The organism is Pseudonocardia sp. NPDC049154, from assembly GCF_040648315.1.
Taxonomy (GTDB): domain Bacteria; phylum Actinomycetota; class Actinomycetes; order Mycobacteriales; family Pseudonocardiaceae; genus Pseudonocardia.
Genome location: NZ_JBEZDN010000019.1, coordinates 18,748 through 44,142, shown reverse-complemented (window position 1 = coordinate 44,142; position 25,395 = coordinate 18,748). Strand labels below are relative to the sequence as shown.

The window sequence follows — 25,395 nt, the reverse complement described above, 5'->3', positions numbered from 1 at the left end:
GTCGATCAGTCCTCGCGGCGGTAGGCGGGGGCGCGGGGTGGGGCGGGGCGCGGGGCGCTCCCCAGCAGCGGGCCCGTGCGGGGCGGGACGACGACCGAGAGCACGACCACGCTGGTCGAGCGCCCCACCGAGGGGGACCGGTTGAGCGCGAGCAGCGCCTGCTGGAGGTCCTCGTGCGAGGAGGCGGCGAGCCGGCAGAGCACGTCGGACGAGCCGGTGGTGGCGTAGGCCTCGAGGACGGCGGGCTGGGCGGCCAGCTCGGCGGCGACGTCGTCGAGAGCGCCCTGCGCGATCTCCAGGCTGACGAAGGCCTGCACGCCGTGCCCGGCGGCGGCGAGGTCGATCTCCGGGCCGTACCCGGTGATCACGCCGGCGCGTTCGAGCCGGTCGAGGCGGGCCTGCACCGTGCCGCGGGCGACCTGCAGGGTGCGCGAGAGCTCGAGGACCCCGACGCGGGTGTGCGCGCGCAGGGCGGCGAGCAGGTCGACGTCGAGCGCGTCGAGTTCCATGTGGGCGGACTGTACAGCTGCGGGGCCCCGCGACCGGTCGAGATGGGCGGAACGGCCAGCTCGGGTCGGCTCCGTTGCGAGGGATCCGCCGGAGAGGTGTCCTTCGTGTGCAGAGCCGCACGAGGAGGCCCGTCGTGACCGTCGATCAGTCTCTCCCCAGCCAGACCCTCACCAGCCAGGAGCGCCTCGCCGACCTGGACCTCGACCAGCTCCGCCAGCTGGTCGGCCTCGTGGAGTACGACGGCGAGGGCGATCCCTTCCCCGTCACCGGCTGGGACGCCGTGGTCTGGGCGGTCGGCAACGCCACCCAGGCCGCGCTCTTCTACCAGGTCGTGTTCGGGATGGAGCTCGTCGCGTACTCGGGTCCCGAGACCGGCAACCGCGACCACCAGGCCTACGTCCTGCGCTCCGGCGCCGTCCGGTTCGTGTTCCGGGGCGGCGTCCACCCGGACAGCCCGCTGCTCGACCACCACCGCCGGCACGGCGACGGCATCGTCGACATCGCGCTCGAGGTGCCGGACGTCGAACGCTGCATCACCCACGCCCGCGCGCAGGGCGCGACGATCCTCGTCGAGCCGCACGACGTCACCGACGAGCACGGCACGGTCCGCATCGCCGCGATCGCCACCTACGGCGAGACCCGGCACACCCTCGTCGACCGCTCCCGCTACTCCGGCCCCTACCTGCCCGGTTACGTCGCACGCACCTCCACCCACGTGACGCCCGAGGGCGCGCCGCGGCGGCTGTTCCAGGCCCTGGACCACGTGGTCGGCAACGTCGAGCTCGGGCGCATGGACGAGTGGGTCGACTTCTACAACCGGATCATGGGCTTCACGAACATGGCCGAGTTCGTGGGGGAGGACATCGCCACCGAGTACTCCGCGCTGATGAGCAAGGTCGTGGCCAGCGGCAACCACCGGGTGAAGTTCCCGCTCAACGAGCCGGCCGTCGGGCGGAAGCGCTCGCAGATCGACGAGTACCTCGACTTCTACGGCGGGTCGGGGGTCCAGCACCTGGCGCTGGCGACGAACGACATCCTGCGGACCGTGGACGTGTTGCGCGCGAGAGGGATCGAGTTCCTCCCGACCCCCGACTCGTACTACGAAGACCCCGCGCTGCGGGCCCGCATCGGCGAGGTCCGCGTGCCGATCGGGGAGCTGCAGTCCCGCGGGATCCTTGTCGACCGGGACGAGGACGGCTACCTGCTGCAGATCTTCACCCGGCCCCTCGGCGACCGCCCGACGGTGTTCTTCGAGCTCATCGAGCGCCACGGCTCGCTGGGCTTCGGGAAGGGCAACTTCAAGGCGCTGTTCGAGGCGATCGAGCGCGAGCAGGCCCGGCGGGGCAACTTCTGACCCCGGCGCCGCTCGGCGATGAGTTCCGTGCGCCTCCACGGTCCTCCACGCGACGTGATCACGGACCTCGGAGGACGACGCCATGCACGCCACCACGCCGGATCCCGGGTGAGATCGACTCCGCGGTGCGGACCGAGCGCCTGAACCTGTGCGCCTACGTCGAGGAGCTCGACGACGCCGCCTGGCGCACCCCGTCGCTGTGCACCGAGTGGACCGTGCGTGAGGTGGTCGCCCACCTGACGACGACCACGCGGGCCACGATCCCGTCCGTCGTCGCGCTGCCGTCGCTGGTCTACGTCGCGGCGAACCGCTTCCTCGGCGGTCCGAAGCGGGTGGCGGGCCTCGAACTGGTCGCGACGGACGCGGCGTGGTCGAGCGGGGAGGGGCCGGCGGTGCACGGCACGGTCGCGGACCTGCTGCTCGCGGCCGCCGGACGACCGGCCGCGCTGACCGGGCTGAGCGGGCCCGGGGTCGAGCTGCTCGCCCCGCGGCTCGCCTGAGGGTTCCGGCGGCCAGTCTCCCGCCCTAGGCTTTGAGGCAGCTGAATCAAAGGAGATTCCCATGCCTCTGGCCCCCGACCTGCTCGGCACCCGCAGCGAGCCCGCCGAGTTCTCCTGGGACCGCGACGACGTGCTGCTCTACGCCCTCGCCGTCGGCGCCGGCCAGGACGACCCGCTCGACGAGCTGGCCTTCACCACGGACAACACCGAGGGCGTGACCACCGCGGTGCTGCCCACCTACGCCGCGATCATGACCCGCGTCGGCGCCGTGCCCCTCGGCGACATCGACCACACGAAGCTGGTGCACGCCGAGCAGGCCGTGCGGCTGCACGCCCCGCTCCCGGTGGCGGGCCGGGTGCGGGTCACCGCCGAGGTCACCGGGGTGTTCGACAAGGGCAGCGGAGCCCTGGTGGAGACCACGTGCGAGGCCGTCGACGCGGCCACCGGCGCCCGGCTCGCGACGACCGTCGGCTCGGCGTTCATCCGCGGCGAGGGCGGGTTCGGGGGGCCGCGGGGCGGCTCGGCGGCGCTCCCGGCGCCGGACGGCCCGCCCGACCACGAGGTGCACTACGCCACCGGCCCCGGCCAGGCCTTGATCTACCGGCTGACCGGGGACCGCAACCCGCTGCACACCGACCCGGGCTTCGCCGCCCGCGGCGGCTTCGACCGGCCGATCCTGCACGGCATGTGCACCTACGGCTTCACCGCCCGGGCCCTGCTGCACACCGTCTGTGGGGGCGACCCGGCCCGGTTCGGCTCCATGGAGTGCCGGTTCACCGCGCCCGTCCTGCCCGGCGACCGGCTGACCGTGGCGATCTGGCGGGACGAGACCGGCGGCGCCACCTTCCGCACCACGCGGGCGGGCGACGGCGCGGTGGTCATCGACCGCGGCCGGCTGCGGACGGCCTAGGTCGTGTCTCTCAACCTGGCGCCGCCGGGCCCGGTGATCCACGTCGTTCCCGGCAAGGCCGCCGGGCCGCCCTCATACCGGGCGTATTCGGGTGGCCCGGCAACGCCGGCGGGGACGGCGTGGGCGCCGGGAGCGGTGGTGGCGGTTTGGGAGACACGGCCTAGCCCCGGACGGGTCCCGTCGAGTCCCGGGCCACGAGCGGCGCGGGCAGCACGACCTCGGTGGCGTCGATCCGGCCGGTCAGCATGTCGACGAGCGTGCGGCCGGCCTGGTCTGCGGGACTGGCGAGGGTGGTGAGCGGCGGGCGGCAGAAGGTCGCGCCGAAGATGTCGTCGCCGCCCACCACGCTGAGCGCGTCCGGGACCGCGACGCCGCGGTGCTCCAGCCGCTGCAGGACGCCGATCGCGAGCAGGTCGTTGAAGGCGATCACGGCCGTGGCGTCGGTGGCGAGGGCGGCGTCGGCGGCCGCGGCGCCCGCCTCGAGCGTCGGCGGGAAGGGGCCGAGCAGCGTCAGGGCGACCCCGTGGCCGGCGCAGTGCACCGCGAGCGCCGCGCGGCGGGTCGCGTCGGCCCACGAGGTCGCGGGTCCGCGCAGGTAGGCGACCGTGCGGTGGCCGAGGCTCGCCAGGTGCTCGACGACCTGGCGGCCCGAGTCGTCGAAGTCGACGCACACGCTGGGCAGCTCGGGCAGCGTGCGGTTGAACAGCACGACCGGGCGCCGGTCGCGGAGCCCGTGCAGGCCGGCGTCGTCGACGCGCGACGAGAGCACGAACCCGTCGACGAAGGGGGCGAGCCGTTCCACGTGCGCGGCCTCGAGCTCCGGCTGCTCCTGGCTGTCCGCGATCACCAGGGTGTAGCCGGCGGCGGCCGCCTGGGCCTCGGCGCCGCGGATCAGCCGAGCGTTGTGCGGGTTGGCGATGTCCGGCACGACCAGGCCGAGCATCCTCGTCCGGCCCGAGGGCAGGGCCTGGGCGATGCGGTTCGGCCGGTAGCCCAGCCGCCGGGCGACCTCCTCGACGTGCGCGCGGGTCCGCTCGCTCACCCGGCCGGGGTTGGACAGCGCGCGCGAGGCGGTCGACGTCGCGACCCCGGCCTCGCGGGCCACGTCGTAGATCGTGACCGGGCGGGACGGGCCGCTCCCGGCGCCGTCGCTGTGATCCATGCCCGGAGTCTGGCACGCGATTGGCAATTCCTGGCAACCGGTTGCCAAGATGAGGCGGGCCGAGTCGAGCGAGGGGAGCCGGATGCGCGCCACCGAGGGTGGACGGAACGACACGGTGGACGGGACGACCGCGGGACGCGCAGCAGGCGGAGGGGGCAGGGCTCGGCTCATCTGGATCGCGGCGCTGCTCGCGTACGTCCTCGCCGTGACGCAGCGGACGTCGCTCGGGGCCGCGGGGCTCGACGCGGCGGACCGCTTCGGGATCTCGCCGAGCGAACTGTCGCTGTTCGTGCTGCTCCAGGTCGGGGTGTACGCCGCAGGACAGATCCCGGCGGGCCTGCTCGTCGACCGGTTCGGCCCCCGGCTCGTCCTCGCCGTCAGCGGGCTGATGCTGGGCGGCGGCCAGGCCCTCCTCGCCTTCGCCGGGTCCGTGCCGGCCGCGGCGACCGCGCGCGTCGCGGTCGGGGCGGGCGACGCCCTGGTGTTCGCCGCGGTGATGGCGCTGGTGCCGCGCTGGTTCCCGGCCCGCCGGGTCCCGCTGCTGACCCAGGTGACCACGATCGTCGGGCAGCTCGGTCAGATCCTCTCGACGCTGCCGCTGCTCCTGCTGCTGCACGCGACCGGCTGGTCCACGGCCTTCGCGGTCGCGGCCGCGGGGAGCGTGCTCGCGGCGGTGGTCGCGGGCACGGTCGTGCGCAACGGCCCGGGCGGCGCCCCGGCCCCCGACCCGGTGCCGGCGCGGGAGCTGCTCGCCCAGGTCCGCGCGGTGTGGCGGCGGCCCGGCACCCGGCTCGGGTTCTTCGGGCACCTGGGCACCCAGTTCTCGATGATGACGTTCTCGCTGCTCTGGGGCCTGCCGTACCTGGTGTCCGCGCAGGGCCTCGACGCCGTGACCGCGGGCGCGCTCATGACGCTGCTGGTGGTCGCGTCCGTCTGCGTGGGCCCGGTCGTCGGGATGCTGACGGCGCGGCACCCGATGCGCCGGTCATGGCTGCTGCTCGGCGTGATCGCCGCGACGGTCACGGTGTGGACGGTCGTGCTCGCGCTGCCGGGCCCGGCGCCGTTCTGGCTGCTCGTGCTGCTGATCCTGGTGCTCGCCGTCGGCGGTCCGGGTTCGGTCGTCGGGTTCGACATCGCGCGGACCACCAACCCGCGCGGTAACCTCGCCGTGGCCCAGGGCATGGTCAACATCGCCGGCTACAGCGCCTCGCTGGTGCTGCTCGCGGCGGTCGGCGCCGTGCTCACCGCGCTCGGCGGCTTCACCGCGGAGGCGTTCCGGGTCGCCTGGCTGCTGCAGTACCCGATCTGGGCGCTCGCGGTCGTGGGCATCCTCGCGACGCGGCGCAAGGCCCGCCGGCTCGACGCGGCCCGCGGGATCGCGCCGCGCCCGTTGCGCGAGGTGGCCGCCGGGCTCCGCCGGCCGCGTCCGCTGCGCCGCGGGCCCACCGCCCCGCCCTGCCGGCCCGCGGCCACCCGGCGCGTGCCGGGCTGAGATCCACCGGCCGCGTGCCGGGCCGGGACAGACCCGGCACGCGCTCCGGGCCTGTCAGGCCTGGCCGGTGAGCGCGCCCGCCACCGGGCCGAGCGGCGGGGCCCACTCGCGGATGTCGGCGGCGGAGACCACGCCCGCCGTCGTGAAGGGGTCCTTGTCCACGATCGCCTGCACCGCCGACTTGTCCTCGGCGCGGAAGATCAGCAGGCCGCCGGGGGCCTCCGCGGGCGCCCAGGCGCCGGCGACGAGCAGGGACCCGCTGTCGACGAACTCGCGCAGGTAGTCGCGGTGCGCGGGACGGGTGGCGTCCCGCAGCTCGGTGTCGTCGGTGTACGTGTAGATGACGGCGAAGGTCGTGGCCATGCCGCCGATCCTCGCACGCGGCGGACGCCTCCCACGACGATCACCGCCCGGCCTCCGCGTGATCCCGGCGAGGGACCGGCACCGCGGGCGTTGAGTGATCGTGCCCGTTTCGCCCGGTTCGTCCGGTGGGGTGCCGAGCGCCGTGGTCCGTGGAGAAGGAGAAGTCAGGTGGGCCTGTTCGACAAGCTCAAGGAGCGGTTCGCGCCGTCCGGAACCGCCGGGCCGCAGGCCGGGTACGCGCAGGGGGGCCACGGGCAGAGCGGATTCGGGCAGGGCGGATACGTCTCGAAGGTGTCGTCCGTCCGCTCGAAGGTGGTCTCGTAGTAGTCGCCGTACATCGCGAAGTCGGCGCGGCAGGCGTCGTCGACGGCTCCGAGCGGGTCCTCGCGGCGGGCCAGCGCGCCGAACGCTGCGTCGACGGTGCGGCGCAGCATCGCCCCGAACACCCGCTGCAGGTAGCGGACCGTCCGGACCCGGTCGCCGTCGAACAGGGGCAGTAGGGTCTCGAAGGCCGCCAGCACCACCGAGCTGAGCGCCAGCATCCCCCGCGACGGCCCGTCCACCGGCAGGTCCGCGTCCTGTTCGGCCAGCTCCTCGGCCCGGGCGCGGATCGCGGCCATCAGGTCCTCCTCGCGCTCGGGGGCCGCCCGGTGCAGATAGTCGCCGATGCCCTCGAGCAGCTCCCGCGGCGCGAACCGGCCCATCAGCCAGCGCCCCTCGTTCTGGAGCAGGGCGGTCCTCGCCCGCTCGCGGTGCCCCGCCACGCGTGCTCCGAGGGTGGTCCGCCATGGCCCCTCCCGTGCTCCGTCCGAGGCTCGGCTGCCCCGGTGAGGCGCGGCACCCTGCCGGCACCGCGCCCCGCCGGCCTCGTCCGGCCGGGGTGAGACCGGCGCCGCACGGCACGCTTCAGCGGCCGCCGGTCAGGCCCTGCTCCGTGTAGTAGCGGCAGGTGCGCGCGGCGATCGGCAGCGGGGCACCGGGCGGGGCCGGGTACAGGTCGTGCTCGACGATCGCGGTCCGGACCGCCCTCCCGCCGCAGCTCGTGGTGCGGGGCACCACCTCGGCGCCGCCGGTGTGGCGTAGGCGGGGCGGCGATCACGGGCAGGAGGTGCGCGCGCCTCCGCCCGTGATCACGGGTCACCGCCACCATCCCTCGACGGGATGACGCGGGTGCCGGCCCCGGAAGGGCGATGCCGTGAGGAACGCATCCAGCAGGCCGGCTGCCCGCTGGCGGTGCAACGAGCGAGTCCTGCCCCGGATACTGGTTCGTCCGACTCGTCGATCGGACGGGGGACCCGGGGCTCCGCGCGTGTTCCCGATCAGCGGCGGGGCGGACGGACGACGGTCACGATCCCGGCGTCGAGGTCGACCGCGGTGCGCGGCGGGGCGCCGTCCGCCTCGTCGTCGCGCACAGGGACCGGGAGTGACGTTCCTCCAGCTCGGCGCGCTTCGCCCCGGTGAAGAAGGCGTCCACCTCCTCGAAGCCGGTGCCGGACAACGGGAGCGACTGCGGGCCGGACCGCTCGCGGGTCCGGCGCCAGAACAGCAGGCTGCGACCGCGGGCCCAGAGCCCGAACCGCTCCAGCGCCACCAGCAGGACCAGGAGGCAGACGAGCCCGGGCAGGGTCAGCGCGAAGAGCGCACCGGCGACCACCCGGCCAGCGTCCAGTCCGGCGACCCCGCGCGGCAAGGTCGGATGCGGCCAGGATCCGGCCGGAGCGTTCACGCGCAGTAGTAGGGGTCACCTCAGGTGCTCTCGGTCTCGTCCACCAGACCATTCACCGCGTGGGCTCGTCTCCGGGTTCCTGCGCCGGTTGCGGGCACTCCGCGGCGCCGGAGCAGCCGGAGCTGCTGGCGGAGGACCTGCGCGCGGTGTCGCGCCCGCACCGCTGAGCGTCAGGCGCTCCGTCGGCCCCGGTCCAGGTATCCCGTGATCAGCTCGGTGAGCTCGTCGACGACGGTGTCGCGGTCGAGCGGCGGGCGCTCCAGGACGTAGCTGATGCTGACGTGCTCCACGGTCCGGACCAGGATCCACGCGGCCGCCTCGCCGGGCCGGGCCGGATCGCGCGCCGGGTCGGACAGGATCGCCGCGGTGAGCATGTCGTCCATGCGGCGGGCGAAGGTCGCCCGCGCGCTGTCGTGGGTGCGCGGCACCTGCTCGACCAGCACGCGCAGCAGCGCGGGGTTCGTCTCGTAGGCGTCGAGCAGTGCGGTCACGGTCGCCCGGACGGCCTCGCGGGTGGGCGCGCCGAGGGCGCGGAGGAACGCGCGCGAGACGCGAGCGACCAGGTCCGCGGAGTAGCGGTCGAGGACCTCCGCGAGCACCGCCGTCTTGTCGGGGAAGTACTGGTAGAGCGAGCCCGGGCTGACGCCGGCGGCCGCGGCGATGTGGTTGGTGGTCGCGGCGTCGTACCCGCGCTCCACCAGCACGTCCCGGCCGGCGGCGACGAGGCGCTCGACCATCTCGCGCGACCGCGGCTGGCGCGGCCGGCGGCGCATCCGCTGCTGTCCGGTCATCGTCGGCAGCCCCTACGCGAATTGAACGCGAGCAATTATTCGTGTCAGCATCGCCGGCATGCTCCCACAGGCCGAGGGCGCCCGCCCGCATCCGTCCCGGTTCGCGAGCGCGCCGGAACGCAACGCCCGCATCGCCCGCCCGTTGCGGCTGGTCACGCGCAGCGCCGCGGTCGACGAGGAGCTGCTCGACCTGCTGGGGCGGCGGATGTTCGCGCGGGACGAGCTCGGCGCCCGGCTCGCCGCGGCGATGCGCCGGCCGCGCGAGGGTCCCGAGCGCGTGACGATGGCGCAGCTCGACCGGGCCCTGCGGGACGGCATCGACGCGGTCGGGGAGGCGCCCGCTGCGCTGCGCGAGTTCTTCGCGGTCGTGGACCGGGTGCCGGACTGGGTCGACCCCGCGCTGGTCGAGCGTGGTGCCCGGGCCTTCCGCCGGCTCGGCCGCAGCCGGGACGACGTGCTGCTGCAGCTCTCGCTGATCGGGGGCTACCGGTTCGTCGGGCCGGCGGACCTGCTGGTCGAGACCGGGGGCCTCACGGGGTCGACCGCGCAGCGGCGGCTCGGCGAGACGCAGACCTGGGTCGACGCCGTGTGCGCGCCCGGCGGGATGCGCCGCGACGGCGAGGGATGGCGGCTGACCGTGCACGTGCGGGCCATGCACGCCCTGGTGAACGACCGGTTCGAGCGCAACGGCCGGTGGGACGTCGCGCGGTACGGCCTGCCGGTCAACCAGAGCGACCAGGCGGCGACGCTCGGCCTGTTCAGCAGCACCGTGCTCCTCGGCGTCCGCGCCCTCGGCCGGTTGGTGTCCCGGGCGGAGTCGCGGGCGGTCATGCACCTGTGGAAGTACGTGGGCTGGTTGATCGGCGTCGACGAGGACTGGCTCTTCGACACCGAACGCGAGCAGAACGTCTTCAACCGCCACGTGCTGCTGGCCCAGGGTGGCCCCACGCCCGCCGGCGCCGCGCTGGCGGCGGCCCTCGTCGACGGCACGCTGACCGGGCACGAGGGCCGGTTCGCCACCCTGCGCGGCCGGTACGAGCGGGCGCGGACGCTGAGCATGCTGCGGTGGTTCCTGGGCCGGGAGAGCCTGCACGACCTCGCGCTGCCCGTGACCGCCGCGTGGGCGGTCCCGCCGATCGTCGTCGCCAACCTCGTGGAGTCCGCCCTGGTCGCTCGCGTCCGGCCGGGCCGGCGCTGGCTCGAACGGACCGGTGACCGGGTTGCGCAGCGGGAGTCGCGCCGCCGCTTCGCCGGCGCCGAGGCGCGGATCGGACCGCTCCCGCTCTGACCGCCGCCGTTGACAGTGACGCCAGCGTCAATAACAGTCGGCCTCGTGAACGCGGTACCGGGCAGGGTCGCCCGGTACCGCGCCGACGAGCGAAGGCCGAGGTCCCGACCAGCGTGTTCACCCGACTCCTGATCGCCAACCGCGGCGAGATCGCGGTCCGGATCGCCCGGGCCGCCGCCGATCTCGGCCTGCCGTCCGTCGCGGTGCACACGACCGACGAGCCCGACGCCCCGCACGTCGCGAAGGCCGACGCGGCCGTCGCCCTGCGGGGGGCGGGTGTGGCCGGCTACCTGGACGTCGACGTCCTGCGGGCCGCGGAGGAGGCCGGCGCCGACGCGATCCACCCCGGCTACGGGTTCCTCAGCGAGAACCCGCGGTTCGCGCAGGCGTGCGCGGAGCGGGGGATCCGCTTCGTGGGGCCCTCGCCGGAGATCCTCGCGGCGCTGGGGGACAAGACGCGGGCCCGCGACCTCGCCGAGGCCGCCGGGCTCCCGGTGCTCGCCGCCGCGGACCGGGACGGCGCGCGGGCGCTGCTGGCGGACACCGGCGCCGTCATGGTGAAGGCGGTCGCCGGCGGTGGCGGCCGCGGGATGCGCCGCGTGACCGATCCCGCGCAGCTCGACGAGGCCCTCGCCCGCTGCGCGTCCGAGGCCGGCGCGGCGTTCGGCGACGACCGCGTCTACGTCGAGGAGCTGCTCACCCGGGCCCGGCACGTCGAGGTGCAGATCCTCGGCGACGGCACCGGTGCGGTCACGCAGCTGGGAGAGCGGGACTGCTCGATCCAGCGCCGGCACCAGAAGATCGTCGAGGTGACGCCGAGCCCCGGGCTCGACCCGGAGGTGCGCGCGCGGCTGCTCGCGGCGGCGGTCCGGCTGGGCGAGTCCGTGTCCTACTCCGGCCTGGGCACGGTGGAGTTCCTCGTCGGCGGCGACCGGATCGCGTTCATCGAGGTCAACCCCCGCCTGCAGGTCGAGCACACGATCACCGAGGAGGTCACCGGCGTCGACCTCGTGCAGACCCAGATCCGGCTGGCGGCCGGCGCCACGCTCGCCGAGCTGGGGCTGACCCAGGACGAGGCGCCGGAGCCGCGGGGCGCCGCGCTGCAGGCCCGGATCACCCTCGAGCGCACCAACCCCGACGGCACCACCACACCGTCCGCCGGTGTGCTGACCGCGTTCGAGCTGCCCGCCGGGCGCGGGATCCGGGTCGACGCCGCCGGGCACACCGGTTACCGCACGAGCCCCCGGTACGACCCGCTGATCGCCAAGCTCGTGGTGCACTCCGCCGACTTCGGCACCGCCGCGGCCCGCACGCGCCGGGCGCTCTCCGAGGTGCACGTCGGCGGCGTCGAGACGAACGTCGACGTCCTGGCCGGGATCGTCGGGCACCCCGCCTTCGCCGCCGGCGAGCTGACCACGGACTTCCTCGACACCCACCTCGCCGAGATCCTCGCCGCCACCCGGCCGCACCGGTACGTCGAGACCGCCGCGGCGGACACCGCGCCCGAGCAGCGCCGCGAGGTCGACGGGGAGGCGGTGCGGGTCGAGGCGCCCGGCACCGTCGTGGCCGTCGAGGTCGCCGAGGGCGAGCTCGTGCGGGCCGGCCGGACGCTCGTCGTCGTCGAGTCGATGAAGATGGAGCACGTCGTGGCCGCGCCGGCGGCCGGCCGGGTCGGCGCCGTCGTCGTGGAGGCCGGGGACACCGTGGCCCCCGGGGACGCCCTGCTCGCCTTCACCACGGACGCGGCGGCGGCCGAGGAGGCGGAGGCCGCGGCCGTCGTCGACCTCGACCACGTCCGCCCGGACCTCGCCGAGGTGCGTGAGCGGCACGCCCTCGGGCTCGACGAGCACCGCGGGGCGGCCGTGGAGAAGCGGCACCGCACCGGGCTGCGGACCGCGCGGGAGAACCTCGCGGACCTGTGCGACGAGGGCAGCTTCGTCGAGTACGGGCCGCTGGCCATCGCCGCGCAGCGCCTGCGCCGGTCCCTCGACGACCTCATCGAGCGCACGCCCGCGGACGGCATGCTCGCCGGCACCGCGACGATCAACCGCGACCTCGTCGGCGAGGAGAACGCCAACGCGGTGGTGCTGTCCTACGACTACACCGTGCTCGCCGGCACCCAGGGCCACACCAACCACAAGAAGAAGGACCGCGTCTTCGAGCTCGCCGAGCGGCGGCGCTGGCCCCTGGTCGTCTACGCCGAGGGCGGCGGGGGCCGGCCGGGCGACACGGACGGCAGCTGGGCCTCCATGCTCGACGTCCCGGCCTTCCAGCTCTTCGCGCGGCTCTCCGCCCGGGTGCCCCTCGTCGGCGTGGTCGCGGGCCGGTGCTTCGCCGGCAACGCCGCGCTGGCCGGGCTGTGCGACGTGATCATCGCCGTCGAGGGCACGAGCCTCGGCATGGGCGGGCCCGCGATGATCGAGGGCGGCGGGCTGGGCGTGGTCGCGCCCGACGCCGTCGGGCCGATGTCCGTGCAGGTCCCCAACGGCGTGGTCGACGTCCTGGTGCCCGACGAGGCCGAGGCCACCCGCGTCGCCCGGCAGTACCTGTCGTACTTCCAGGGGCCGGTGCGCGAGTGGGAGGCGCCGGACCAGCGGGCGCTGCGGCACGTCGTCCCCGAGAACCGGGTGCGGGTCTACGACATGCGGGCGGCGATCGAGGGCCTGGCCGACGAGGACTCGGTGCTGGAGCTGCGCCGCGGCTTCGCGCCCGGGATGATCACGGCCCTGATCCGCGTCGAGGGCCGGCCGATGGGGCTGATCGCCAACGACCCCACCCACCTCGGCGGCGCGATCGACCACGACGGCGCGGACAAGGCGGCCCGCTTCCTGCAGCTCTGCGACGCCTTCGGGCTGCCCGTGGTGTCCCTGTGCGACACCCCCGGCTTCATGGTCGGCCCCGAGTCCGAGACGCACGCGACCGTGCGGCACTTCAGCCGCATGTTCTCCGTCGGCGCCAACCTGTCCGTGCCGATCGGGCTCGTGGTCACGCGCAAGTGCTACGGCCTCGGTGCCCAGGCGATGATGGGCGGCTCGCTGAAGGCCCCGGCGTTCGCGGTGGCGTGGCCGACGGGCGAGTTCGGCGGGATGGGCCTGGAGGGTGCGGTCCGGCTCGGCTACCGCAAGGAGCTGGAGGCCGTCGCCGACCCGGCCGAGCGCGAGGAGCTGTTCCGCAAGTACGTCGCCGCCGAGTACGAGAAGGGCAAGGCGCTGTCGGTGGCCGCCGTCTTCGAGATCGACGACGTCATCGACCCCGCCGACACCCGCCGCTGGATCGTCTCCTCGTTCCCGGAGCGGAAGGTCGGGCCGCAGCCGGAGAAGGTGCGGCCGAACATCGACACCTGGTGACCCGGGAGCTTCATGATCGCGCTCCGTGAGCAGGCGTGGTGGATCGCCACACCGCGCTCGTCGCCCGGGACGCGGGCACGGTGTTCTGAGCCCTGGGCCCCTTGCGCCCGCTCGGTAGCGTGGGCGCGTGACCGACCCGACGCTGGGCGAGTTGACGGTGGGTGTGGAGGGCCTCGCGCTGCTGCGGCTGCTCCACGCCGACGGCACCGACGCGGCCACGGCCCGGGCGACGCGGATGGCGGAGACCCGGGACGTGCTCGGCCGGCTGGAGCGGGACCCGTCGCTGCAGGGGCCGCTGGGGGTGGAGCTCGACCTGCGCGAGGGGTACGCGAGGTGGGCGCCGAGCTACGACGGCCCGCTGCGGCTGTTCTCCATCGAGGAGCCGCCGATGCGGCGCCGGTTCGACGCCTGGCCCACCGGTGAGGTGCTCGACGCCGCGTGCGGGACCGGGCGCCACGCCGTGCGGCTGGCGGAGCGGGGGCACGCCGTGGTCGGCGTCGACCAGTCCCCGGACATGCTGGAGCGGGCGCGGGCGAAGATCCCCGGCGGACGGTTCCTCGAGGGCACGCTCACGGACCTGCCCCTGCCCGACGCGTCGGTCGACACGGCCGTGTGCGCGTTGGCCCTGGTCCACGTGCCCGACCTGGAGCCGGCGGTCGCGGAGCTGGCGCGGGTGGTCCGGCCGGGCGGGCGCATCCTGATCAGCGACGTCCATCCGTTTCTCGTGCAGCTCGGCTGGCAGGCGCAGTTCCCGAGCGACGCGGGCCGTGCCTACATGCGGCTGCACCGGCACCGGGTCACCGACTACGCGCGGGCCGCGCTGGCGGCGGGGCTGGTCGTGTGCGGCGCCGAGGAGCCGGTGCTCACGCCCGAGGCCGCCGTGACCCCGACCGTCGAGCTCGTGCCGGAGGCGACGCGGGCCGCGTTCGTGGGCCTGCCCGGTGTGGTGGTCTGGGAGTTCGCCCGGCCCTGAGGCGTCACGATTCCGTGCGCATCCGCCAGGCGTCGACGACCAGCTCGGTCAGCCGGTCCGGATCGACCTTCTCCAGCCGCACCATCACCAGCGGCAGCCCGTCGTAGCTCGGCGTGGTGAAGAACAGGTCCGGCTCCCCGAGCAGCAGCGCCTGCTTCTCCGCCTCGTCGCCCACGTACAGCACCGCGACGTCCGTGCGGATCACCCGCCGCTGCCCCGGCACCCGCTCCGGGTAGGACCAGACGAACCCGCGCCCGTGCACGCGGAAGTCGAACCCTTCGCTGTCGATCTCCTCGACGCCCTCCAGGGACAGCGCCAGCCGCCGCACGTCCTCCGCGTCAGCCACCGCCCCTCCCGATCACGCCCGGGAGCGTAGCGAGGGGTACCGACGGAACGGACACACGTGGGTGCACGCGGACCGTCAGGCGTGACTGCTCGGTGCCCCTCGCCTACGCTGCAGGTGTGACGCCCACCTCGGACGTCGACCGGGCGGCACCGTCGCCGCCGGCGGTCGACAGCAGGACCCGCATCCTGGACGCGGCGGTCGCGTGCCTGGTCGAGGAGGGCTTCAGCGCCGCCACCACGCTGCGGATCCAGGCCAGGGCGGGAATCTCGCGGGGTCGGCTGCTGCACTGGTTCCCCTCCCGTGAGGCGCTGTTGCTCGCGGCCGCCGAGTACCTGGCCGACGAGCGGATCCGGGAGACCGTCGAACGCATCGACACCCACCTGACCGCCGACGTCCCGGGGTCGGTCCGGGTCGCGCAGGTCGTCGAGTTCATGTGGCTGACCTTCCACGAGCCGCACTTCTGGGCGGCGATGGAGATCTGGACCGCCGCCCGGACGAACGACCGGATCGCCGCCGCGCTGCTCCCGGCCGAGCGGCGCCTCGGCGGGGTGATCCGGGCCGGGGTGGACCGGATGTGGGGTCCGGAGCTCGCCGGGCACCCCCGCTACCCCCAGCTCCGGGAGATGCTGGTGACCAGCATGCGGGGTGCGGCGCTGACCTACTCGTTCGACCACCGCGACCCCCGGCGTGACCCGCACCTCGCGCACTGGACGGACGTCGCGCGGGTGCTCCTCGAGATCTGACCCTTCGGAGAAACCGCGCGGCAGTCAGCATTGACTGTCGGCCGATCGTCGTCGTAGCCTCTGTCGCGCCGCGCCCCGGCAGGTCAGCGCCCGACCTGCGAATCCCGGTCGATCGACCGTGACGGGGTGGCCCACCGAGACGTCGGCACGGGCCTGTGGGCACCCCATCAGTCAGAGTTGACCGACCTCGCGCCTTCGGCCGCGGTCTGCACCCTGGAGACGACAATGCAGTCAGAAGCCGACGCGGCCCGCCCCGAGGCCGCGCCGCCCCGCCGTTCCGCCCGGGCGTCCGTGGCCGCGGCCCTCTCGACCTCCCTCGAGTGGTACGACTTCTTCATCTACTCCACCGCGGCCGCGCTGGTGTTCAACACGACCTTCTTCGCGACGGACAGTGCGGTGGTCTCCGCGCTGAACTCGTTCGCCACCGTGGCGGTCGGCTTCATCGCCCGCCCGATCGGCGGCATCGTCGCAGGTCAGCTCGGCGACAAGTACGGGCGCAAGCCGGTGCTGGTCGGTGCGCTCGTCCTGATGGCCGTCGCCACCTCCCTGATCGGGTTCGTGCCGTCCACGCAGGCGGTGTGGCTCGCGCCGACCATCCTCGTGACGCTGCGGATCTGTCAGGGCCTGGCCGTCGGCGCACAGTGGGGCGGGGCGGTCCTGGTCGCGACCGAGAACGCGCCCGCGCACCTGCGTGGCTACTACGGCAGCTTCGCCCAGCTCGGCGTCCCGATCGGGGTCGTGCTCGGCAACGTCGCGTTCCTGCTCGCCACCGCCTTCGCGTCCCCCGAGGCGTTCGTCACCTGGGTGTGGCGGATCCCGTTCTGGGTCAGCCTGGTCATGCTGCCGATCGCCTTCGCCATCCACCGCTACCTGGAGGAGACGCCGGAGTTCCGGGCGGCCGCCGCGAGGGCCGCGACCCCCCAGGTGCGCCGCTCGCCGTTGTTCGAGGTCCTGCGCCGCAACCCGGGCGCGATCCTGACCGCCGCCGGCGCGAACACCGTCGGTATCGTGTTCTTCTACGCCACGATCACCGGCTCGGTGCAGCTCGTGACGACCTATCTCGGCGTGGCCCGGTCCACCGTGCTGACCTGGATCCTGATCGCCTGCGTGGTGATGATCCCGCTCGTGCCGTTCTTCGGCTGGTTGTCGGACCGGATCGGCCGCAAGCTCGTCTTCGGCCTCGGCTCGGCCGCGATGCTGGTGTGGGCCGTGCCGATGTGGCTGCTGATCGCCTCGTCGGGGCCCGACCGGATCTGGCCGTTCGCGGTGGCCGTGGTGGGCGCCGTCGTCGCGATGGCGCTGCAGACGGGCACCCAGGGCACGCTCTTCGCCGAGCTCTTCCCGCCGGAGATCCGCTTCTCCGGGGCCTCGCTCGGCTACCAGATCTCCGCGATCGTGGGCGGTTTCGCGCCGTTCGTCACCGTCGCGCTGATCAACGGCGATCCCGCCAACGCCTGGCGGGTCGGCGTGCTGATCGTCGTGCTCGCCGCCGCCGCGCTGCTGTGCCTGCAGCTCATCAGCCGCCGGCGCTACCACTCCACCGCCGTCCCGGCCGCCGCCACCGGCGCCGAGGCGACCGCCGCCCGCTGAGGCCGGAGGCCCCCGTGCAGACATCCACCTCGGACACACCCTTCCCCGACGCGACCGCGCGGACCGATCCCGGGCGCCCGGCGTACGTCATGGCCGACACCGGTCGGGTCGTGACCTACGGCGAGCTGGTCGACTCGTCCCGGGCGATCGCCGCACTGCTCCGGTCGCGCGGGCTACGGCACGGCGACTGTGTCGCGATCCTGATGGAGAACACCGCGGACTACCTGCCGGTGGCCTGGGCGGCGCAGCGGAGCGGCCTGCGGTACGTCGGGCTGCCGGTCCGGCTCGAGCCGGCGGAGGCGGCCTACATCCTCCGCGACTCCGGTGCCCGTGCGCTCGTCGTCAGCCCGATGTACACCGAGCGGGCGGCGGCGGCGCTGCGCGAGGCGCCCGAGGTCGGGCTCCGGCTCACCACGGGTCCGGCGGAGGAGGGTTTCGAGGAGCTGGCGTCGGCGGTCGCCGCCGCTCCACCGGTCGTCCTCGACGAACGGGAGGGCGTCGACCTGCTCTACTCCTCGGGCACGACGGGCCGGCCGAAGGGGGTCGCCGCGGCCCTGCCGCTGGCCCCGCTGGGCACCCCTCCGGGTGTCGCCACCCTGCTGCACGAGCGCTGGGGTCTCGACGAGAAGGCGGTCTACCTCTCGCCCGCCCCGCTCTACCACGCCGCGCCGCTGCGGTTCTGCATGACGGTGCACCGGTACGGCGGCACGGTCGTGATCATGGAGAGGTTCGACGCCGCGACCGCGCTCGAGCTCGTGGAGCGTCACCGGGTGACCCACACCCAGATGGTGCCGACGATGCTGATCCGGATCCTCAAGCTGCCGCCGGAGGTCCGGGCGGCGCGGGACCTGTCGTCGCTGCAGGTCGTCGTGCACGCGGCGGCCCCGTGTCCGGCCGAGACCAAGCGGGCGCTGATCGACTGGCTCGGGCCGATCGTGCACGAGTACTACTCGTCGACCGAGAACTACCTGTTCACCGCGATCGACTCCGAGGAGTGGCTCACCCACCCGGGCTCCGTCGGACGTGCGCTGGTCGGGCGGCCGCACGTCCTCGACGACGACGGGACGGAACTGCCGCCCGGCGAGGTCGGCACGATCTGGTCCGAGGGCGGTCTGGAGTTCGAGTACCTGAACGACCCGGACAGGACCGCGGGCTCGCGCAACGAGCGGGGCTGGACCACGGTCGGCGACCTCGGCCACGTCGACCGGGAGGGCTACCTCTTCCTCGCCGACCGCCGGTCCGACCTGGTGCTGTCCGGCGGCGTGAACATCTACCCGCAGGAGGCGGAGAACGTCCTGGTCGGCCACCCGGACGTGGCCGACGCCGCCGTGTTCGGCATTCCGCACGACGAGCTGGGGGAGGTCGTCCACGCCGTCGTCCAGGTGCAGCCGGGGCGGGTTCCCGGCCCGCAGCTCGCCGAAGAGCTGCTCGCCTGGTGCCGGCAGCAGCTCTCGACCTACAAGTGCCCGCGTGCCCTGGACTTCGCCGACCGGCTTCCGCGCCAGGCCACGGGCAAGCTGTTCAAGCGCGAGCTGAAGGAGCGCTACGCCGCCCGTCCGGCGGGTTGACGGGCCGACCTCACTCCATCAGTGGCCGCAGGACGCGGTGCGCCCACTCGCCGAGGGTGGTGGGGGTGGTGGTGAGCGCGGTGCGGGGCGGGTCGGGCCGGAGGCCCCGCGTCCCGGCCGTCATGCCGACGATCCCCTCGACCGCACCCTCGCCGAGGCCGGCCGCGCGGAGGGCGGCGCGGACGTCGTCGTCGGAGAGGCGGTGGTAGGTGACGGGCCGGTCGAGGACCGCGGTGAGGATGGCCGCGACCTGCGAGTACGTGAGGTCCTCGGGGCCGTGCACGCCCTGGACGACCCGGCCCGACCAGTCCCGCGCGAGCAGCCGTGCCGCGGCGACCTCCCCGATGTCGCGCGGGTCCACCCACGCCATCGGCTCCTCCGGGGCGCGGGCGGCGGCGAGGACGCCCTGCCGCAGCCCGTCGAGGTCGGCGAGGAGGTTCGTGCAGAAGTAGCCGCAGCGCAGGTGGGTCACCGCGGCACCGGTCGTGTCGAGCAGCTCCTCGACGCGCCCGAGCCCGTCGATGTGCCCGGCGCCGCACCGCAGCTCGGCGCCGCCGCTGCTCAGGAACACGTTCCGGCCGACCTCGCGCGCCGCGGCCGCGAACACCTCGCCGAGCGCGGCGGACTCCTGCACCGGGTCGTCCGCGGTGTGCGGGGTGACGTCGAGCCAGAACGCGGCCTCCGCCCCCGCCGCGGCCTCCCGGACGAAGCCGGGATCGGTGAGGTCCCCCTGCCGGACGTCGGCGGCGGCGCGCACGGCCGGATCGAGCCGTCCCGGGTCGCGGACCAGCAGGGTCGGCCGGGCCCCGGCCTGCAGCAGCAGCTGCACGACCCGGCTCCCGACGTGACCGGTGGGGGCGGTGACGACGATCCGTTCGCTCATGACCCCTGCCTACGCCCCAACCATGACAGGAGCGGTCAGGGACGCCCGCCGGATACGTCCGTTCGCGCCTTTCGTGTACGTAGTTCTCCCCGTCGCGCGGGACCCGTCCGGACGCGCACAGTTCCTCCATGACGATCCGCCTGGTCACCGGGACGGCCGGGCTCGACGGAACCGCCCCGGACATCCCGCAGCACGACCGGTGCCGTTTCCGGGCCGCGGCCCACCACGCGCGCCGGCTCTACCCCGGCTGCGTCGGCGAGCTCCTCCATCGCGAGCTGGTCGCCTACGCCGAGTTCGGGCACCGCTTCGGCCGGGAGGCGCTGGTGCCGCGCCTCGCCGACGAGATCCTCGCCCTGCCGGTCCGCCCGGTCGACGAGCATCAGCCGGGGGCGTAGGCGCTCCAGTCCGGCATCCCGGTGCCGTGCAGGGAGGCCTCGAGCCGGTCGAGGTACCAGTTCCAGCCCGCCTCGACGTCCGTCGGGTCGAGCCCCGGGACCAGCCGCTGGGTGAAGACCAGGTCGGTGCCCCCGCCGGCCGGGGCGAGGCCGACCTCGATGACCCACGACCGGCCCTCCGGCCCCTCGGGGACCTCGACGACGAGCCGGTGCGGCGCGGCGCACTCGTGGATGGTGACCGTGACGGGCTCGGTCACCGCGCCGCCCGCGTCGACCTCGCCGGTGATCGTGAGCTCCACGGTGCCGCCGGGGCGGCCGGTGCCGGTGTAGGAGCCGAACCAGCGGGCCAGCCGGGCGGAGTCGGTGAACGCCGCCCACACCTCCTCGACCGGGTCGGGATAGGTGCGGCGCAGGGTCAGGGTGCGGCGGTCGTCGGGGTCAGGCAGTGCCACGGTGCTCTCCCGTCGGGTCGGCGGCGCGCCGGGCGCGACGGCCGCGGTGGAGTTCGGTGTCGAGGGCGTCGAGCCGCGCGGCGGGACCGGCCGCCGCGGCGTCGTCCGCGGTCAGCGGGCGGAACCGGTCGAGCCAGGCGTCCAGCTCGGCGAGCCCCGCGCGGCGGAGCGTGTAGACGCGGTGCTGGCCCCGCACCGCGGACTCGACGAGCCCCGACTCCCGCAGGACCCGCAGGTGCCGGCTCACCGCCGGCCGCGTGATGGGGAACCGGACGGCGATGTCGCCCGCCGTGACCGGCCCCTCGGCGAGGAGCTCGACGACCTGCCGGCGCAGGGGGTCGGCCAGCACCGAGAACGCGTCCACGGGCGACATGTAACCGCAGACGTACTTAACTGGCAAGTGCACACATCCGCGCGAACGAGACCGTCGTCGGTCGGGCGGGCGTCCGGACCCGGGTCCGGGACGGCTCAGCGTGCCTCGTGCGGGTGGACCGCGACGATCGAGCCGTCCGGGCGGGCCTCGAGGTAGCCCGTCTCGCCGTACTCGTTCGACGCGTAGACGGCGAGCCGCGGGCCGGCGCCCTCGTCGTCGATGATCAGGTAGCGGCTGGTCGGGTCGGCCACCTTCAGGCTCTCCGGCGCCCCGGCCACCAGGCCGAGCGCGGTCGCGGCGTCGATCGTCGCGAGGTCGACGACGGGCTGGTCGGCGTCCCGGGTGCCCGCCGGGCTGGGCCCGTCGAGGCCGCCGCGGTAGGTGTAGGACTGCGCGCGGCCCGGCGAGCCCTCGACGGGCACGGTCAGCACGGCGTAGTCCGGGTAGATCGTCGCGTCGGCGACGACCGCGGAGCCCAGCCGGGAGCGGAGGTCGTCGACGAGGCGGCCGAAGCCCTCCGGGGTGTGCAGCCCGGCCGGGGTGACGACGACCGGGGCGACCTGACGCCCCGCCGCGACGGTCTCCCCGGCCGCGACCGTGGCCGGGGCGCTCGACCGCGCCACGGCGTGCCCGACCCCGAACCCGACGCCGAGCAGCGCCAGCGCGACCAGCACGCCGGCCCAGCGCGTCCCGCGGGAGCGCTGCGGCCGGTCCGGCGGCAGCAACGCGATCGGGCGCTCCAGCTGCAGGTCCGCGACCAGCGCCTTCAGCTCGCCGAGGGTGGTGGCCCGGAGCGCGGTGGCGGTGCGCTCGCGGTGCTCGCCCCCGTCCATCTGCCCCTCCGCGTAGGCGGTGTCGAGGGCGTTGCACAGCGCGTTCCGGTCGGCGTCGCGGGCCCGGGTGCGGAGGGAGGACACGGCCGGATCGTAGGACCGGGGTCACACCGCACCGGACCGGGCCCACCGATCGGCGCTGGTCAGTGCTGGTCAGTGCCGGTCAGGGCAGCTCGTAGGGATCCTGCGGGGCGGCGACGGGCCGGACCTCCAGCGCGGTGATCCGCGCGGTGTGCGTGCCGTCGCCCGGGGTGTAGGTGCCCGTGACCTGCTGCCAGGAGTTCCGGGCGGGCACCCGGTCCGCGGGGGCGCCGGCCGTCTCGACGAGGTAGCTGCGGGCGTCGGCGGCGCAGCAGCTGATCACCATCCGGCTCAGGTACCAGCCGCCCTCCTCGCGCGGCGTCACGAACCCGGTGAGCACGACGGTGTGGCCGGCCAGCGTCCGGCCGTCGTCCCATGCGGCGCGCTCGGCGTAGTCGTGCAGCTCGACCGGGACCGGGTCGGGTCCCGCGAGGGCCTCGGTGGCCACCGCCGCCGGGCGCGGCACCTCGGCGCCGGCACGGTCCGCGGCGAAGGCGCCCAGCGCGGGCGGCGGCACGAGCAGCACGAGGAACACCGGCAGCACCAGCAGCCAGCCGACGCCCGGGACCCGGGAGTGGTCGTGCCCTTCGGCCTGCTCGTCGGCGCGGAGCCGCTCGAGCGTCTCGCGGTCCGCGGCGAGCGGGCCCCGGGTGTGCACCCGTGCCCGGGCCAGCCGCGCGGCCCCCGCGGACTCCTGCGCCGACCCACCGGGGCCGGCCCGCAGGCCGGCGAGGACACCCCACAGCCCGGCCGCCATCAGCAGCCCGCCCGCGATCGCGAGCAGCGGTCCGTGCCCGGGGCGGACGTAGTCGACGTGGTTGCCGAAGGCGACCAACTGCACCGCCACCGCGCCGAGCACGAACAGCAGGATCGGCCCCACGAGGCGGTTCACAGCAGGATCCCGCCGACGACGGCGCTCACCACGACCGCGACCACGAAGGTCGCGGGCGCGAAGCGCTGGGCGAACCGGCGGCCGAAGGTGCCCGCCTGCATCGCCACCAGCTTGAGGTCGACCACCGGCCCGACGACGAGGAACGCGAGCTTCGCGGTGAGGGAGAACCCGGACAGCCCGGCGACCACGAAGGCGTCGGCCTCCGAGCACACGCACAGGACCACGGCGAGCAGGGCCAGCACCAGCAGCGAGACGACGGGGACCCCGCCGATCCCCGTGGTCCAGGCCGGGTCGACGACGACGTTGAGGGTCGCGGCGGCCAGCGCGCCGACGGCGAGGAAACCGCCCGCGTGCAGGAAGTCGTGCTGCAGGGTGGTGCGGAACCGCTCCCCGCGGGTGCCGCCCTCGCGGTGCGCGGGCCGCGGCGGGCGCAGCCACTCCGGCCGGCCCAGCGCCGACCACAACCACCCCATCACCAGGGCCACCGCGAGCGAGCCGACGGCCCGCGCCACCACCATCTCCGGGTTCTGCGGGAAGGCGACGGCCGTCGCCACCAGGACGATCGGGTTGATCGCCGGGGCCGAGAGCAGGAAGGCCAGGGCCGCCGGCGCGGCCACCCCGCCGGCCATCATCCGCCCCGCCACCGGGACGGACGCGCACTCGCACCCGGGCAGCACGCCGCCGGCGACCCCGGCGACCGGCACCGCGGCGGCCGGCCGGCGCGGCAGCACCCGGGCGAGCGCGCCCTCCGGCACGAAGGCCGAGATCGCCGCCGACAGCACCACGCCCAGCACCAGGAACGGCACGGCCTGCAGCACGATCGCCACGAACACCGTCGACCAGGTCTGCACGGCCTCGTTGGTGCCGAGGACGAGCTCGAAGGCGTACCGCCCGACCAGCGCCGCCACCGTCACGCCGAGCAGGACGATCGGCACCACCGGCGGGGGCGGCGGCTGCCGCACCCGGTCGAGGTGTCCGGCGGGGCGCCCGCCGGCGGCTCGGGTCTCCGACACGCGTTCCCCTTCCGTGGGCCCTCTGCTTGTCGGGCCGCGGCGGGAGCCGTTACGGATCGAGGTTCACGTCACGGGATCCGCTCGAGGAGGTCCACGGCGACCATCCCCTGCGGGCGACCGGCGACCAGCAGCGTCCGGCCCCGCACCTCGACCACCGTCGAGGTGGCGCCGACGCGGGCCCGGTAGCGGCCGGCGGGCGGCAACGCCACGTCCGCGGGAACCGTCAGCCGGGGTCCGTCGGCCAGGGCGAGCACCCGGTGCGGGCGGCCGAGGACGTTCCGGGCCCCGAGGAGGTCCCCCGCCGCGACGAGCGCGCGGACGCGGGTGGACGAGCAGCCGGGCAGCAGCGGGACACCGTGCGCGGTGAAGTCGTGCCGGGCGCCGAGCCGGCGGAGCAGCCGGACGTCGCCGGCCCCGCGGTGCCCGAAGCGGAAGTTCTCCCCGACGACGACGTCGGTGGCGCGCAGGGCGCGGACCAGTACGTCCCGTGCGAAGTCGACGGCCGGGGTGCGGGCGACCTCGCCGTCGAACGGCAGCACGAGCACGGCGTCGGCGCCATGCGCGCGGGCCAGCTCGGCACGCCGCTCCAGGGTGACGACCGGGGTGGTGTCGCGGGCGGGACCCGCCACGGTCGCCGGGTGCGGGTCGAAGGTGGTGAGCACGACCGGGAGCCCGCGGCGCCGCCCCAGCCCGACCGCCCGGTCGAGCAGCCGGGCGTGCCCGCGGTGCAGCCCGTCGAACACCCCGAGGGTGACCACGGACCGTCCCCACCACCAGGGGACCTCGTCGAGGCCGCGCCAGTACCCGCCGGACACGGTCGTAGACGCGTTCCCGGTCGGGGGTCGTTCGAGCGTGACCGTCATGGCGGTCTCCTTCCCGGACGGCGGTCCCGCCCGGCCCCGGGCACGCGGGGCCGGGTGGACACCGGATCGGACGGACCTCAGGCGGGCTCGAGGACGAAGTCGTAGACCGTCGTCCAGCTGCCGTCGGACTGCTGCCGGGGGTCGAGGACGAGCTCGTCCTTGGTCGCGGAGGCGACGTCGGAGTCGAGCCACTCGCCACCGGCGAAGTAGAGCTGGGTGGTGATCTGGCGGTGCCCCTCGGCCCGCACCATCAGGTGCAGGTGGGCGGGCCGCCACGGGTGCCAGCCGGCGGCGGCGATCATCGCCCCCGTCGGGCCGTCCGTGGGGATCTGGTACGGCGCGGGCTTGATCGTGGTGATCGCGAAGCGGCCCTCGTCGTCCGTGACGATCAGGCCGCGGAGGTTGCCGTCGGGCAGGTGCGGCGCGAAACCGGAGTAGTAGCCGTCCGCGTCGGCCTGCCAGAAGTCGACCTCGGCGCCGGCGAGCGGGCGGCCGTCGAGGTCGCGGACCTGGCCGGAGAAGACGAGCTTCTCGCCCTTCTCGTCCGCGCGCATCGGCAGGGTGGCGACCGGGCCGAGCCGCTGCTGGCCGGGCAGGTAGTACGGGCCCTCGATGGTGCCGGCGCTGCCGTGCTGGGTCCTGGCGGCGACCTTCTCGACCTCGTGCTCGACGAACACGTCGAGGAACAGCGGCCACTCGCCGCCCTCGCCGACGTCCATGAGCCAGCGCTTCACGGCCTGGAACTCGGGGTAGGTCACCTCCTCCTCGCGGATGACCTGGTGGATCGCCTCCAGCGTGCGGCGGATGACGCGGTCGGCGCGCTCCGTGGAGGTGGCCGCCGAGCCGCGGCGCTCGCTGCTGGCGCGGAAGGCCTCGGAGGCGTTGGCGCCGGAGCCCGCCGCGGTGGGAGAGGGCTGCGTGGCCAGATCAGGAGTGGTGGTCATGGC

General features: G+C 74.9%; 27 protein-coding genes. 11 read left to right on the top strand and 16 right to left on the bottom strand.

Features of this window, described 5'->3' with window-relative positions; genetic code table 11:
* Window positions 1-5: 5 nt before the first annotated feature.
* Entirely contained in the window at window positions 6-509 is a 504-nt protein-coding gene (locus AB0B41_RS12860) for an Lrp/AsnC family transcriptional regulator (RefSeq protein ID WP_358202267.1), read from the bottom strand.
* A 134-nt stretch (window positions 510-643) separates the two neighbouring features.
* Between AB0B41_RS12860 and hppD the strand changes: the two genes are divergently transcribed.
* The 3 genes from hppD (at window position 644) to AB0B41_RS12845 (ending at window position 3,274) form a co-directional block, all read left to right on the top strand.
* On the top strand, window positions 644-1,864 hold the full coding sequence (gene hppD / locus AB0B41_RS12855) for a 4-hydroxyphenylpyruvate dioxygenase (protein WP_358202265.1): 1,221 nt from the start codon (window positions 644-646) through the stop codon (window positions 1,862-1,864).
* Between the two features lie 125 nt (window positions 1,865-1,989).
* Window positions 1,990-2,364: a maleylpyruvate isomerase N-terminal domain-containing protein gene (locus tag AB0B41_RS12850; RefSeq protein ID WP_358202263.1), complete on the top strand. Its 375-nt coding sequence runs from the start codon at window positions 1,990-1,992 to the stop codon at window positions 2,362-2,364.
* A 61-nt stretch (window positions 2,365-2,425) separates the two neighbouring features.
* The gene (locus AB0B41_RS12845) at window positions 2,426-3,274 is read left to right on the top strand and encodes a MaoC/PaaZ C-terminal domain-containing protein (RefSeq protein WP_358202261.1); all 849 of its coding nucleotides are present in this window, start codon (window positions 2,426-2,428) and stop codon (window positions 3,272-3,274) included.
* Between the two features lie 160 nt (window positions 3,275-3,434).
* Here AB0B41_RS12845 and AB0B41_RS12840 read toward each other — a convergent pair whose 3' ends face one another.
* Window positions 3,435-4,436: a LacI family DNA-binding transcriptional regulator gene (locus AB0B41_RS12840; RefSeq protein ID WP_358202259.1), complete on the bottom strand. Its 1,002-nt coding sequence runs from the start codon at window positions 4,434-4,436 to the stop codon at window positions 3,435-3,437.
* Between the two features lie 82 nt (window positions 4,437-4,518).
* On the opposite strand from AB0B41_RS12840, the gene AB0B41_RS12835 reads away from it, so the two are divergent.
* A complete protein-coding gene (locus AB0B41_RS12835) occupies window positions 4,519-5,928 on the top strand; it encodes an MFS transporter (protein WP_358202257.1) in 1,410 nt (469 codons plus the stop codon).
* Between the two features lie 54 nt (window positions 5,929-5,982).
* Here AB0B41_RS12835 and AB0B41_RS12830 read toward each other — a convergent pair whose 3' ends face one another.
* From AB0B41_RS12830 to AB0B41_RS12810, 5 genes are all read right to left on the bottom strand, one after another.
* Window positions 5,983-6,291: a YciI family protein gene (locus AB0B41_RS12830; protein ID WP_358202255.1), complete on the bottom strand. Its 309-nt coding sequence runs from the start codon at window positions 6,289-6,291 to the stop codon at window positions 5,983-5,985.
* A 164-nt stretch (window positions 6,292-6,455) separates the two neighbouring features.
* The gene (locus AB0B41_RS12825) at window positions 6,456-7,055 is read right to left on the bottom strand and encodes a hypothetical protein (RefSeq protein ID WP_358202253.1); all 600 of its coding nucleotides are present in this window, start codon (window positions 7,053-7,055) and stop codon (window positions 6,456-6,458) included.
* A gap of 142 nt (window positions 7,056-7,197) precedes the next feature.
* Window positions 7,198-7,347, bottom strand: coding sequence for a hypothetical protein (locus tag AB0B41_RS12820; RefSeq protein ID WP_358202251.1), 150 nt, complete (start codon window positions 7,345-7,347; stop codon window positions 7,198-7,200).
* A gap of 263 nt (window positions 7,348-7,610) precedes the next feature.
* Window positions 7,611-8,069 (bottom strand): DUF6191 domain-containing protein, encoded by a 459-nt coding sequence (locus AB0B41_RS12815; RefSeq protein ID WP_358202249.1) that lies wholly within the window; start codon window positions 8,067-8,069, stop codon window positions 7,611-7,613.
* A gap of 118 nt (window positions 8,070-8,187) precedes the next feature.
* Window positions 8,188-8,808: a TetR/AcrR family transcriptional regulator gene (locus AB0B41_RS12810; protein WP_358202246.1), complete on the bottom strand. Its 621-nt coding sequence runs from the start codon at window positions 8,806-8,808 to the stop codon at window positions 8,188-8,190.
* A gap of 58 nt (window positions 8,809-8,866) precedes the next feature.
* Here AB0B41_RS12810 and AB0B41_RS12805 point away from each other — a divergent pair, with 58 nt between their 5' ends.
* From AB0B41_RS12805 to AB0B41_RS12795, 3 genes are all read left to right on the top strand, one after another.
* Window positions 8,867-10,096: an oxygenase MpaB family protein gene (locus tag AB0B41_RS12805; protein WP_358202244.1), complete on the top strand. Its 1,230-nt coding sequence runs from the start codon at window positions 8,867-8,869 to the stop codon at window positions 10,094-10,096.
* 113 nt (window positions 10,097-10,209) lie between these two features.
* Entirely contained in the window at window positions 10,210-13,443 is a 3,234-nt protein-coding gene (locus AB0B41_RS12800; protein WP_358202242.1) for a carboxyl transferase domain-containing protein, read from the top strand.
* Between the two features lie 127 nt (window positions 13,444-13,570).
* Window positions 13,571-14,416: a class I SAM-dependent methyltransferase gene (locus AB0B41_RS12795; protein WP_358202239.1), complete on the top strand. Its 846-nt coding sequence runs from the start codon at window positions 13,571-13,573 to the stop codon at window positions 14,414-14,416.
* 4 nt (window positions 14,417-14,420) lie between these two features.
* On the opposite strand, the gene AB0B41_RS12790 is transcribed toward AB0B41_RS12795, so the two are convergent.
* Window positions 14,421-14,762, bottom strand: coding sequence for an MmcQ/YjbR family DNA-binding protein (locus AB0B41_RS12790; protein WP_358202237.1), 342 nt, complete (start codon window positions 14,760-14,762; stop codon window positions 14,421-14,423).
* A 116-nt stretch (window positions 14,763-14,878) separates the two neighbouring features.
* Between AB0B41_RS12790 and AB0B41_RS12785 the strand changes: the two genes are divergently transcribed.
* The 3 genes from AB0B41_RS12785 to AB0B41_RS12775 all read left to right on the top strand — a co-directional run bounded on the left by AB0B41_RS12785 (window position 14,879) and on the right by AB0B41_RS12775 (window position 18,663).
* Window positions 14,879-15,505: a helix-turn-helix domain-containing protein gene (locus AB0B41_RS12785; RefSeq protein ID WP_358202235.1), complete on the top strand. Its 627-nt coding sequence runs from the start codon at window positions 14,879-14,881 to the stop codon at window positions 15,503-15,505.
* A gap of 225 nt (window positions 15,506-15,730) precedes the next feature.
* Entirely contained in the window at window positions 15,731-17,095 is a 1,365-nt protein-coding gene (locus AB0B41_RS12780; RefSeq protein WP_358202232.1) for an MFS transporter, read from the top strand.
* A 14-nt stretch (window positions 17,096-17,109) separates the two neighbouring features.
* Window positions 17,110-18,663 carry an AMP-binding protein gene (locus AB0B41_RS12775; protein WP_358202230.1) on the top strand — a complete coding sequence of 518 codons (1,554 nt, stop codon included), beginning with the start codon at window positions 17,110-17,112 and terminating at the stop codon, window positions 18,661-18,663.
* Window positions 18,664-18,673: 10 nt separating this feature from the next.
* On the opposite strand, the gene AB0B41_RS12770 is transcribed toward AB0B41_RS12775, so the two are convergent.
* Window positions 18,674-19,546: an NAD(P)H-binding protein gene (locus AB0B41_RS12770; protein ID WP_358202228.1), complete on the bottom strand. Its 873-nt coding sequence runs from the start codon at window positions 19,544-19,546 to the stop codon at window positions 18,674-18,676.
* 128 nt (window positions 19,547-19,674) lie between these two features.
* On the opposite strand from AB0B41_RS12770, the gene AB0B41_RS12765 reads away from it, so the two are divergent.
* A complete protein-coding gene (locus AB0B41_RS12765; RefSeq protein WP_358202225.1) occupies window positions 19,675-19,941 on the top strand; it encodes a hypothetical protein in 267 nt (88 codons plus the stop codon).
* Here AB0B41_RS12765 and AB0B41_RS12760 read toward each other — a convergent pair.
* The 7 genes from AB0B41_RS12760 to catA all read right to left on the bottom strand — a co-directional run bounded on the left by AB0B41_RS12760 (window position 19,926) and on the right by catA (window position 25,392).
* The gene (locus AB0B41_RS12760; RefSeq protein ID WP_358202223.1) at window positions 19,926-20,393 is read right to left on the bottom strand and encodes an SRPBCC family protein; all 468 of its coding nucleotides are present in this window, start codon (window positions 20,391-20,393) and stop codon (window positions 19,926-19,928) included. The genes AB0B41_RS12765 and AB0B41_RS12760 overlap by 16 nt on opposite strands.
* Window positions 20,380-20,766 carry a metalloregulator ArsR/SmtB family transcription factor gene (locus AB0B41_RS12755; protein WP_358202220.1) on the bottom strand — a complete coding sequence of 129 codons (387 nt, stop codon included), beginning with the start codon at window positions 20,764-20,766 and terminating at the stop codon, window positions 20,380-20,382. The genes AB0B41_RS12760 and AB0B41_RS12755 overlap by 14 nt, the downstream gene beginning before the upstream one ends.
* A 95-nt stretch (window positions 20,767-20,861) precedes the next feature.
* Complete coding sequence (locus AB0B41_RS12750; protein ID WP_358202218.1) at window positions 20,862-21,683, bottom strand: DUF1707 domain-containing protein; 822 nt, start codon at window positions 21,681-21,683, stop codon at window positions 20,862-20,864.
* A 79-nt stretch (window positions 21,684-21,762) separates the two neighbouring features.
* Window positions 21,763-22,572 carry a TIGR03943 family protein gene (locus tag AB0B41_RS12745; RefSeq protein WP_358202216.1) on the bottom strand — a complete coding sequence of 270 codons (810 nt, stop codon included), beginning with the start codon at window positions 22,570-22,572 and terminating at the stop codon, window positions 21,763-21,765.
* Complete coding sequence (locus AB0B41_RS12740) at window positions 22,569-23,480, bottom strand: permease (protein ID WP_358202376.1); 912 nt, start codon at window positions 23,478-23,480, stop codon at window positions 22,569-22,571. The genes AB0B41_RS12745 and AB0B41_RS12740 overlap by 4 nt, the downstream gene beginning before the upstream one ends.
* A gap of 173 nt (window positions 23,481-23,653) precedes the next feature.
* Window positions 23,654-24,448, bottom strand: coding sequence for an adenylyltransferase/cytidyltransferase family protein (locus AB0B41_RS12735; protein WP_358202213.1), 795 nt, complete (start codon window positions 24,446-24,448; stop codon window positions 23,654-23,656).
* Window positions 24,449-24,525: 77 nt separating this feature from the next.
* A complete protein-coding gene (gene catA, locus AB0B41_RS12730; protein ID WP_358202211.1) occupies window positions 24,526-25,392 on the bottom strand; it encodes a catechol 1,2-dioxygenase in 867 nt (288 codons plus the stop codon).
* Window positions 25,393-25,395 lie beyond the last annotated feature (3 nt).

Bases quoted from the DNA above. Each gene is read 5' to 3' on its own strand.
- AB0B41_RS12860 (WP_358202267.1), bottom strand. From the start codon at position 509: ATGGAACTCGACGCGCTCGACGTCGACCTGCTCGCCGCCCTGCGCGCG.
- AB0B41_RS12845 (WP_358202261.1), top strand. From the start codon at position 2,426: ATGCCTCTGGCCCCCGACCTGCTCGGCACCCGCAGCGAGCCCGCCGAG.
- AB0B41_RS12840 (WP_358202259.1), bottom strand. From the start codon at position 4,436: ATGGATCACAGCGACGGCGCCGGGAGCGGCCCGTCCCGCCCGGTCACG.
- AB0B41_RS12835 (WP_358202257.1), top strand. From the start codon at position 4,519: ATGCGCGCCACCGAGGGTGGACGGAACGACACGGTGGACGGGACGACC.
- AB0B41_RS12830 (WP_358202255.1), bottom strand. From the start codon at position 6,291: ATGGCCACGACCTTCGCCGTCATCTACACGTACACCGACGACACCGAG.
- AB0B41_RS12815 (WP_358202249.1), bottom strand. From the start codon at position 8,069: ATGGTCTGGTGGACGAGACCGAGAGCACCTGAGGTGACCCCTACTACT.
- AB0B41_RS12810 (WP_358202246.1), bottom strand. From the start codon at position 8,808: ATGACCGGACAGCAGCGGATGCGCCGCCGGCCGCGCCAGCCGCGGTCG.
- AB0B41_RS12805 (WP_358202244.1), top strand. From the start codon at position 8,867: ATGCTCCCACAGGCCGAGGGCGCCCGCCCGCATCCGTCCCGGTTCGCG.
- AB0B41_RS12780 (WP_358202232.1), top strand. From the start codon at position 15,731: ATGCAGTCAGAAGCCGACGCGGCCCGCCCCGAGGCCGCGCCGCCCCGC.
- AB0B41_RS12770 (WP_358202228.1), bottom strand. From the start codon at position 19,546: ATGAGCGAACGGATCGTCGTCACCGCCCCCACCGGTCACGTCGGGAGC.
- AB0B41_RS12765 (WP_358202225.1), top strand. From the start codon at position 19,675: ATGACGATCCGCCTGGTCACCGGGACGGCCGGGCTCGACGGAACCGCC.
- AB0B41_RS12755 (WP_358202220.1), bottom strand. From the start codon at position 20,766: ATGTCGCCCGTGGACGCGTTCTCGGTGCTGGCCGACCCCCTGCGCCGG.
- AB0B41_RS12735 (WP_358202213.1), bottom strand. From the start codon at position 24,448: ATGACGGTCACGCTCGAACGACCCCCGACCGGGAACGCGTCTACGACC.
- catA (WP_358202211.1), bottom strand. From the start codon at position 25,392: ATGACCACCACTCCTGATCTGGCCACGCAGCCCTCTCCCACCGCGGCG.